The organism is Streptomyces yangpuensis, assembly GCF_001005295.1.
GTDB classification, from domain to species: Bacteria; Actinomycetota; Actinomycetes; order Streptomycetales; family Streptomycetaceae; genus Streptomyces; species Streptomyces yangpuensis.
The window spans coordinates 545,718-547,565 of record NZ_LBMK01000003.1 but is presented as its reverse complement, the minus strand read 5'-3'; the positions used below and the strand labels follow the sequence as shown (position 1 = coordinate 547,565).

Annotated in this window: 4 protein-coding genes and 1 pseudogene; all 5 read right to left on the bottom strand. The window is 71.2% G+C overall.

Annotated features, from left to right (window positions below; genetic code table 11):
* Positions 1 to 139 (bottom strand): DUF6257 family protein (locus AAT21_RS39715; protein ID WP_167350598.1); only part of this gene is annotated, 139 nt, incomplete at its 3' end.
* 24 nt (positions 140 to 163) lie between these two features.
* Positions 164 to 544 (bottom strand): DUF6251 family protein, encoded by a 381-nt coding sequence (locus AAT21_RS17830; protein WP_235438905.1) that lies wholly within the window; start codon positions 542 to 544, stop codon positions 164 to 166.
* Positions 545 to 556: 12 nt separating this feature from the next.
* Positions 557 to 886: an RRQRL motif-containing zinc-binding protein gene (locus AAT21_RS17825; RefSeq protein WP_046777839.1), complete on the bottom strand. Its 330-nt coding sequence runs from the start codon at positions 884 to 886 to the stop codon at positions 557 to 559.
* Positions 886 to 1,722 (bottom strand): DUF2637 domain-containing protein, encoded by an 837-nt coding sequence (locus tag AAT21_RS17820; protein ID WP_046777838.1) that lies wholly within the window; start codon positions 1,720 to 1,722, stop codon positions 886 to 888. Before AAT21_RS17820 ends, AAT21_RS17825 begins: the two co-directional genes overlap by 1 nt.
* Positions 1,719 to 1,848, bottom strand: a pseudogene (locus AAT21_RS39090) (DUF6303 family protein); the annotation flags it as partial. The gene AAT21_RS17820 and the pseudogene AAT21_RS39090, both read right to left, overlap by 4 nt.

Sequence of the window (1,848 nt, the reverse complement as noted above, 5' to 3'; positions counted from 1 at the left end):
CGTCGATGATCCGGTCGACCTTCTTCTGCAGGTCGCCGAGGTGGACGTTCTCCCCGGCGATCCCGCGCTTGGCCATCCGGGCCGCGTACCAGCCGATCTGCGTGATCTCACGAGCGGTGAACTTCGGGTCCTGCGCCATCACAGGTCTCCTTCGATCGGGGTGTCAGCGGCGCTTGCGGCGGGCCTTGCGCACGTTCTTCACGGCCGCCGCAGCGTCCGGGCTGCCGATCGACTTCACGACGGTGTGCACGCACCAGCCGAGGATCAGGGCGAGGAAGGCGAGCATCGCGATGTTCGCGGCGATGGCGGTGAGGGCGCCGACGAGGAGCGGGCCGAAGTACACGCCGGCCGCGACCGCACCGGCACCGACTCCGGATCCGAGGGCGATGCGCTGCACGGTCTTGTCCGGGGCGGCCTGGTGGATGTGCTGGTGCACGACCTGCGGCCCCGCGTACGTGGCGGGCAGGTGGTCGGCGTAGATGTGGGTGCCGTCCGGGAGTTGCACGACGCCGGGCGGCCGGATGGATTCGGGCAAGTGGTTCACGGTCATCTCCCGTCAGAGGGCTTCGGGGTAGGCGCAGGGGACGCACATGCCGAGCGAGACCGGGATGACGTATCCGGCATCAGTGCGGCAGGCGGGGCAGGTACGGCGGGCGGCATTCGCCCGGGCCAGCGCGGCGTGCTTTGCGGGGGTCATCGGCCGGACGGGCTTGGCCCGGTCGACGCGGTAGAGGAACGCGGTCAGCGGAGTGCGCCGCCGTCGCGGACGCTCCAGCTGAGCGACGACGTCCTGGCCACCTGGCCGGAGCCCTGCCGCGCGGAGCTGTCGGCGGGTGGCCAGCCCGTCCGGGGCGAGCCGCCAGGAGTAGACCGGCAGGGTAGCCATCAGCTCACCACCGCAGCCGCGTCACGTTCCCGCTCCGCCTTCAACGTCTCCCGCACGATCCGGGCCTTGGCCGCGGAGGTGTGCAGGGCCTTGCGGATGCCCTCACCGGTCAGCTTCTCGACCGGCCACGACTCCGTCAGGCTCCGGGCCTCCGCCAGAAGCTCCGCCTCCGACCGGACCGGCCGGGCCGACCGCGCGGCCACCGGCACTCGACCGGTCGCCCGACGAGGACGCGCCACCTCCGCCGCAGCCACCGGCACCCGCACCCCGACCGGACCGGCCAACACAGGCTCCAGCTCCGGCACTGGGACTGGCAGGGCGGTGGCCTCTTCCACCACCGGTTCACCCAGCTCAGCCATCGACTGATTTGCATTGGTCTGAGCTGATTTGGGCTCGGTCGGGTCGACCGGCGGGCGGTGGTGGAGGACTTTGGCGACGAGGTCGGAACCGAAGTAGATCGACCCGACCGGAAGCGACGTCGCCAGCAGCACGAGCGCCCAGTTCGTCCAGTCGCCCTCGGCCAGTCGACTCCAGCCGATCGACTCCGCGTGCAGGTCCGGCACAAGGCCGTGGACGTAGTTCAGGACCAGTGACGCGAGCGTGTACGAGGCCAGCACCCGCAGCGCGAACTTCCTCGCGTCCCCGGTCAGGACGAGGGCGGCGACGAGGGCCAGGGCCATCAGCCCGTCGACCACGAAGGGGTAGAGCCACGCGGCCGTGGTGTCCGCGCCGATGGCCCGGGCCACGTCCCGCAGCGCGTTCCATGACACCCGGAACGCCATGCCGACCACGGCCACCAGGGCCAGCACCAGCAGAACCCTCCCGGTGCGGTTCATGCCGCACCGTCTTCCAGCGGCCGAACCTTGGCCGAGCAGAGCAGGAGCACACGGGCCGGGTGCGGGTGGTAGTCCGGCCCGTCGTGCTCCGTCCACTCCCACTCGGCACCCTCGGCCAGGCTGAAT

Coding starts and splice junctions, on each gene's coding strand:
- AAT21_RS17825 (WP_046777839.1), bottom strand. CDS start 886: ATGGCTACCCTGCCGGTCTACTCCTGGCGGCTCGCCCCGGACGGGCTG.
- AAT21_RS17820 (WP_046777838.1), bottom strand. CDS start 1,722: ATGAACCGCACCGGGAGGGTTCTGCTGGTGCTGGCCCTGGTGGCCGTG.